This window comes from Streptomyces roseus (assembly GCF_001044425.1).
GTDB classification, from domain to species: domain Bacteria; phylum Actinomycetota; class Actinomycetes; order Streptomycetales; family Streptomycetaceae; genus Streptomyces; species Streptomyces roseus.
Window position 1 is genome coordinate 50959 of record NZ_LFML01000161.1, and the last position, 611, is coordinate 51569.

Genomic DNA, 611 nt, shown 5'->3' on the forward strand with positions numbered 1-611 from the left:
GACCGCCTGGTTCGCCGAACGGGGCATCACCATCGAACGCGTCCTGACCGACAACGCCTGGGCCTACACCAAGAACACCTGGCACCAGACCTGCGCAGATCTGGGCATCAGCCCGCGCTGGACCAGGCCCTGGCGGCCACAGACCAACGGCAAGGTCGAACGCTTCCACCGCACCCTGCTCGAGGAATGGGCCTACCACCGGCCCTACACCTCAGACCACGAACGGATGGAAGCCTTCACCGACTGGATCGACTGGTACAACTACCACCGACCCCACACCGGCATCCAAGGCCAAACACCCGCCAGCCGCGTCACCAACCTGTCCGGACAACACAGCTAGGCCGCGTCTTTCGGATCCGGGCCCGCCATGATCCGAAAGCCACGGCCTGGGGACCCTGGGGGTGTCCGCAGGGTCCCGCCCGTCCTGCGCGCGGGACGGCGCCACCTCGCGGGACCCCCTAGACCTCCGCGGCGTCCCGCTCGCGGTTGCGGGAGCGGCGGGCCGCCGGGGAGAGCAGCAGGACCCGGCGGGGCCTTCCGGCTGCGGTGGCGAGGGCCGGCGCCGGGATCTCGATGCGCAGCTCCGGTTCGGCGGCCGCGGTGACGGCCGC

1 protein-coding gene is annotated in these 611 nt (G+C 70.9%); it reads left to right on the forward strand.

Annotated features, from left to right (window positions below; translation table 11 throughout):
* Positions 1–340 (forward strand): IS481 family transposase (locus ACS04_RS33315; protein ID WP_048480603.1); only part of this gene is annotated, 340 nt, incomplete at its 5' end.
* Positions 341–611 lie beyond the last annotated feature (271 nt).